The organism is Dyella sp., from assembly GCF_035277725.1.
In the GTDB taxonomy this organism is placed as follows: Bacteria; Pseudomonadota; Gammaproteobacteria; order Xanthomonadales; family Rhodanobacteraceae; genus Dyella_B.
This window is the reverse complement of the sequence record NZ_DATEJY010000136.1, coordinates 1-6,406: the sequence shown is the minus strand read 5'-3', so window position 1 is coordinate 6,406 and position 6,406 is coordinate 1. Positions and strand designations below refer to the sequence as shown.

Here is a 6,406-nt window from a genome sequence, read left to right as displayed (position 1 = left end):
AGGTTTTTCGCTCGTCCGCCCTGCGCGCCGAAGAACGTTGCGCGGAAGATCAGGCTCAGCACGGATTCGATGGCGGCATCGGGCAATTCACCCGGCATGCTCATGTTGAAATAAAGCACGCCATCGATCAGGCCCATCATGGCCAGTGCGAGATCGGGCGCGGGTGCAGGTACTTCAAGCCCCATGCGCTCGCAGAACTTGGTAATGAAGTAGGCGATCTGGTCGCGCTTTTCCAGGCACAACGCATTCAGGCGGTGGCGGAATTTGGCGTCCCGCACCGCGAGCAGCCGTGCTTCGGCCCATAACACATAGTTGGCGTGATCCCGGTACAGCTGGCCGTAGAACTGCGCGAGCCGCTGCTGCAGTTCTTCACGGGGCAGATCGGTATCCAGCAGTTGCTGCAATTCCTCGTGCGCATCGTCGTGATCGCGGCTGAGCAATTCGAGAAACAGGTCGGTCTTGCCCTTGAAGTTCGAATAGAACGCACCGCGTGTGTAGCCCGCATGGCCGGCGATGTCTTCGACGCTGGTCGCGGCCAGTCCCTTTTTGGCGATCACGGCCGCAGCAGCTTCCATCAGGCGCAGGCGGGTTTGTTCGCGACTTTCTTCTCGGGTAAGGCGTTTGCGTGGCATGCAGCATCGTACCACGACGTCTGGCACGTGTATCGAAATACATAGTTGTATTTGAATTCGATCATGGATTAGAGTCCGCAGCTGTATTGCTTGAGCCCTCCACTCCCCAGGAGCTTTCCGTGAACCGTCCCCCTCTCTTCAAGCCGCGCATGCTGGCGCGGCGCGCCTGGTTACCGTATGCGGTAGCTATCTCCCTGATTTCATTGGCTGGTTGCAGTGGCAAAACGCCCGAGGCGGACGCCGCCGTGCCGGTGATCGCCATGCCGGTGCAGGCCACCGATGGCACCGCGGCGGGCCGTTTTCCCGGCGAAGTGCATGCCCGCTACGAAATGCCGCTGTCGTTCCGCATGGCGGGACGGTTGACCGCGCGCTACGTCGATCCGGGTACGGCGGTGAAACAAGGCCAGCCGCTGGCCCAGCTCGATCCCGCCGACCCGGCGCAGCAATTGACCTATGCGAAGGCGGCGCTGGATGCGGCGGAACACCGTCTGCTGTTCGCCACCCAGCAGCGCGACCGCGATGAAGCGCAGTTCAAGCAGAACCTGATCAGCCAACTGCAGCTGCAGCAGACGCAGGACACCTACGCCGCCGCACTCGCCGGCCGTGACCAGGCCAGGCAGCAATACAAGCTGGCGCAAAGCACCACGCTGGTGGCCGATCACGACGGTGTCATCACCAGCCGCCAGGCCGAGGTGGGACAGGTGCTGGCGGCTGGGCAACAAGTGTTCGGGTTCGCGCAGGCGGGCGAGCGCGAGGTGTATGTCGACGTGCCGGAAAGCCGTGTCGGCCGCATCAGCGTCGGGCAGGCTGCCACGGTGAGCTTGCCCGCGTTGCCTGCACACACGTACACCGCGCGCGTGCGCGAAATCGCCCCCGCGGCCGATGCGCAGTCGCACACGTATCTGGTCAAGCTCACGGTCGACCATGCTGACGCCACGCTGCAACTCGGCATGACGGCGGATGTGTCGCTGCAAGCCGGTCACGCTGCAGAAAACATGGTGAAAATTCCGGTCACAGCCTTGTTTCACCAGGACGAGCATCCCGCCGTATGGGTGGTGAATCCTGCTGATTCCAAGCTCGCGCTGCGCCCGGTGACGGTGGCGCGCTACGACGAACGCGATGTACTGCTTGCCGATGGCCTGAAGGCGGGCGAGCGCATCGTGATGCAAGGCGTGCATACCGTTTCGGTAGGCGAAAAAGTCACGCCGATCGCGCCGCCGCACGCCGAGGACGCGCCGCAATGAGCCACGAGGAGCGCTTCAATCTTTCCGCGTGGACCTTGCGCCATCAGTCGCTGGTGTTTTTCCTGATGGGCCTGATCGCGCTGTTCGGCCTGCTGTCGTACAAGAATCTGTCGCAGTCGGAAGATCCGCCGTTCACCTTCAAAGTGATGGTGATCCAGACCTACTGGCCCGGCGCCACCGCCAAGCAAGTGCAGGAAGAAGTCACCGACCGCATCGGGCGCAAGCTGCAGGAAACGCCGAATATCGACTTTCTGCGCAGTTATTCGCGTCCCGGCGAATCGCTGATCTTCTTCAACATCAAGGATTCGGCGCCGGCCGCTGTGGTGCCGGAGACCTGGTATCAGGTGCGCAAAAAGGTCGGCGACATCGCCGCGCAATTGCCGCAAGGCGTGCAAGGGCCGTTCTTCAACGATGAATTCGGCGACGTCTATACCAACATCTATGCGCTGGAAGGTGATGGTTACACGCCGGCACAACTGCACGACTATGCCGATCAATTGCGCGCCGAACTGCTGCGCGTGCCGGGCGTGGGCAAGGTCGATTACTTCGGTGACCAGAACCAGCACATCTACATCGACGTGACGAACGCGACGCTGGCCAAGCTCGGCATCAGCCCGCAGCAGATCGGCCAGGCGATCAACGATCAGAACGCCGTCGCATCCACCGGCGTGCTGACCACGGCCGATGACCGCGTGTTCGTGCGCCCAAGCGGGCAGTTCGACAACCTGGATGCCTTGGCGAATACCTTGCTGCACATCAATGGCAAAAGCTTTCGCCTGGGCGATATCGCCACCATACGGCGCGGCTACGACGACCCGCCCAGCCAGACCATGCGCTTCATGGGGCAGCAGGTATTGGGCATCGGTGTGACCATGCAGCCGGGCGGGGATGTGGTGCATCTGGGCAAGGCACTGGATGGCGAGGTCGGCAACTTGCAAAAGCGCCTGCCTGCGGGTCTGAAACTGACCGAAGTCACCAGCATGCCGCACGCCGTCTCGCACTCGGTGGATGACTTCCTGGAGTCGGTCGCCGAAGCGGTGGCGATCGTGTTGCTGGTGAGCCTGCTGAGCCTGGGTTTCCGCACCGGCATGGTGGTGGTGATCTCCATTCCGTTCGTGCTGGCGGCGACAGCGCTATGCATGGACATGTTCGGCATCGGGCTGCACAAAGTGTCGCTGGGTACGCTGGTGCTGGCGCTGGGCCTGCTGGTGGACGACGCCATCATCGCGGTGGAAATGATGTCGGTGAAGCTGGAGCAGGGCTGGGGCCGTGTGAAGGCGGCTGCATTCGCCTATACCAGCACCGCGTTTCCGATGTTGACCGGCACGCTGGTGACGGTATCGGGCTTTCTGCCGATCGCGTTGGCCAAGTCGAGTACCGGCGAATACACGCGCTCGATTTTCGAAGTCTCGGCCATTGCCTTGCTGGTGTCGTGGCTGGCGGCGGTGATCGTGATTCCGCTGCTGGGCTATCACATGCTGCCGGAGCATCACCAGCGCGCCAAGCCGGGGCAGGAGTGGTGGGCGCGGTTTCTGCCGCGGCGCTGGAACGAGGCGCGTGCCGCGAAAGCGGTGCAACCTGTGCATGACGGCGAAGAGATCGAAATCTACGACACCACGTTCTATCGGCGTTTTCGCGGCTGGCTGGATTTCTGCCTGCGCCAGCGCTGGCTGGTGCTGCTCTCCACGGTCGCGCTGTTCGTGATCGCATTGGCTGGCTTCGGGCTGGTGCCCAAGCAGTTCTTTCCCAGCTCCGATCGGCCGGAATTGCTGGTGGATCTGCGCCTGCCGGAAGGCGCCTCGTACGCGGCAACATTGCGCGAAACCCAGCGCTTTGAAGCGGTCCTCAAAGGCCGCAAGGACATCGCCAACTACGTCAGCTTTGTCGGCAGCGGCGCGCCGCGCTTCTACCTGCCGCTGGATCAGCAACTGGCCCAGCCCAACTTTGCGCAGTTCGTGATCACCGCCAAAGACGTCAAGCAACGCGAAGCACTGGCCAGTTACCTGGATGGCGAATTGAAGCGCGATTTCAGCGCCGTGCGTACACGCGTCAGCCGCCTGGAGAACGGGCCGCCGGTCGGCTTTCCGGTGCAATTTCGCGTGGAAGGCGATGACATTGCCACCGTGCGCGGCATTGCCGAACAAGTGGCCGGCGTGATGCGCGCCAACCCCGACACCAGCAACGTGCAATTCGACTGGGACGAGCCGGCCGAGCGTTCCGTGCGCTTCGAGGTGGATCAGTTCAAGGCACGCCAGCTTGGCCTTACTTCCAAAGATATCGCCGATTTCCTCGCCATGAATCTGTCGGGCACCACGGTGACGCAGTTCCGTGAGCGCGACAAATTGATTGCGGTGGACCTGCGCAGCGAACGCGGCGATCGCATCCATCCCGATCAGATCGAACGCCTGGCGATACCCACCGCCAGCGGCACCGCCATTCCGCTCGCCCAGCTTGGCCATGTGAGCTACGGCCTGGAATACGGCGTGATCTGGGAGCGCGATCGTCAGCCGAACATCACCGTGCAGGCCGATACGCGCAACGGCGCGCAAGGTCTGGACGTTACCAACGCCGTCGACAAGAAACTTGCCGATATTCGTGCGCATCTGCCGGTGGGTTATCGCGTCGAAGTGGGCGGTTCGGTCGAACAGAATGGCAAGGCGCAGGGTTCGGTCAATGTGCAGATGCCGGTATTGCTGGTGGCGGTTTTGGTGTTGCTGATGATCCAGCTGCAAAGCCTGGGGCGCACCTTCATGGTGGTGTTGACTGCGCCGCTGGGCTTGATCGGCGTGATTGTCGCGTTGCTGGTGGCGCACCAGCCGTATGGCTTCGTCGCCATGCTGGGCACGATTGCGATGTTCGGCATCATCATGCGCAACTCGGTGATCCTGGTGGACCAGATCGAGCAGGATATCCGCGCTGGTCATCCGCGTTGGGAAGCCATCGTCGGTGCGACGGTGCGGCGTTTCCGGCCCATCACGCTCACCGCTGCGGCGGCGGTGCTTGCACTGATTCCGCTACTGCGCAGCAACTTCTTCGGCCCGATGGCCACCGCACTGATGGGCGGCATCACCGTCGCCACCGTGCTTACGCTTTTCTATCTGCCTGCGCTGTACGCGACCTGGTTCCGCGTGCGTGCCGATGAACCCGCCCGGGAACCGGAGGCTGCCACATGAAGACTGCAAACACCGTGATGTACGCATGGCGTCTCTCAGCACTTGCTGCTGCCGTGGCCTTGGCCGGATGCGCCTTCGCGCCGCCTGCCAAGCCGCCGGCTGCACCTGCGCCGGCGCATTACACCGCCGCGCCATTGCCAGCGGATACCGCGAAGGTGGATGGCGTCGCGCAACACTACAGCCTGGGTGATCGCGCCGTACCGCAGTGGTGGCGCGAATACGGCAATGACACGCTCAATGCATGGGTGGAAGAAGGCTTGCGCAACAATCCTTCGCTGGCGGCGACCAGGCACACGTTGGAGGCGGCGCACCAGCTGCTGCGTGCGCAGATCGGCGCGAACATGCTGCCGAAACTGGATGGTCAGGCACAAAGCAGCCGGCAACGTGCGTTGGGTTTTCCGGGATTCGGGCCGCCGACCAATCTGTATGACGTCTACGCCGGGCAGCTTTCGCTCAGCTACACCTTCGATCTGTTCGGCGCGACGCGGCACGGTATCGAAGCCACCGCGGCGCAGGTGGATCAGCAGTCCTACGAGTTCGATGCGGCCAAGCGCGCGCTGGCGGCCAATATCGTGACGGCAGCGATCAACGCTGCGTCGCTGGAAGAACAAGTTGAGACCAGCGAGCAGCTCTCCAGGCTTGCGCATGATCAAGCCGATCTCACGGAACGTCAGCACGCACTCGGTGCGGCGTCGCAAGACGACGTGCTGAGCCTGCGCGAGCAAGCCGCGAGCATCGATACCTCGTTGCCGCCTTTGCGCGCGCAAGCCGAGAAAGCGCGTCATGCGTTGGCGGTGTTGCTGGGACGCACGCCGGACCAGGCGCCGGCAAATCTCAAATTGTCGGACCTGCATCTGCCGGCAAACGTCCCTGTCAGCGTACCTTCCGATCTGTTGCGCCAGCGGCCGGACGTATTGGCTGCGGAAGCGGCAGTGCATGCGGCATCCGCGCAGGTCGGCGTGGCGACGGCGAATCTGTTTCCGCAGATCTCGTTGTCCGCGACGCTGGGTACGGAAGGCTTCAAACCGTCGACCCTGTTCACCAGTGCGGGTTCGGTGTGGAGCGCAGGGCTTTCATTGACGCAGCCGATCTTCCATGGCGGCGAATTGGTCGCCAAGCGCAAGGCAGCGATTGAGGATTACAACGCGTCGATTTCCAGCTATCAGCAAACGGTGCTGAATGCGTTCCAGAACGTGGCTGACACGCTCACCGCCTTGAATCAGGATGCTGACACCTTGCAAGCGGCGCAGATTGCGTCAAAGGCCGCGCAGCAGACGTTCGCCCATACCGATGCACGCTATCGCCTGGGTGCCACGTCGTACCCGGCAATGGTGCAGAGCGAACAGCATTGGCAGAA

At 62.6% G+C, this 6,406-nt stretch carries 4 protein-coding genes; 3 read left to right on the top strand and 1 reads right to left on the bottom strand.

Going from position 1 to position 6,406, the window contains the following annotated elements; all coding sequences use genetic code 11:
• Nucleotides 1-632, bottom strand: a 632-nt coding sequence (locus VJR68_RS12510; protein WP_324148056.1) for a TetR/AcrR family transcriptional regulator, incomplete at its 3' end; no start/stop codon positions are given.
• A gap of 119 nt (nucleotides 633-751) precedes the next feature.
• Between VJR68_RS12510 and VJR68_RS12505 the strand changes: the two genes are divergently transcribed.
• The 3 genes from VJR68_RS12505 to VJR68_RS12495 form a co-directional block, all read left to right on the top strand.
• The gene (locus tag VJR68_RS12505; protein ID WP_324148053.1) at nucleotides 752-1,876 is read left to right on the top strand and encodes an efflux RND transporter periplasmic adaptor subunit; all 1,125 of its coding nucleotides are present in this window, start codon (nucleotides 752-754) and stop codon (nucleotides 1,874-1,876) included.
• A complete protein-coding gene (locus tag VJR68_RS12500; RefSeq protein ID WP_324148051.1) occupies nucleotides 1,873-5,049 on the top strand; it encodes an efflux RND transporter permease subunit in 3,177 nt (1,058 codons plus the stop codon). The genes VJR68_RS12505 and VJR68_RS12500 overlap by 4 nt, the downstream gene beginning before the upstream one ends.
• Nucleotides 5,046-6,406 (top strand): efflux transporter outer membrane subunit (locus VJR68_RS12495; protein ID WP_324148049.1); only part of this gene is annotated, 1,361 nt, incomplete at its 3' end. The genes VJR68_RS12500 and VJR68_RS12495, both read left to right, overlap by 4 nt.

Excerpts from the sequence above, each read along its gene's own strand:
- VJR68_RS12500 (WP_324148051.1), top strand. The coding sequence starts at position 1,873 with ATGAGCCACGAGGAGCGCTTCAATCTTTCCGCGTGGACCTTGCGCCAT.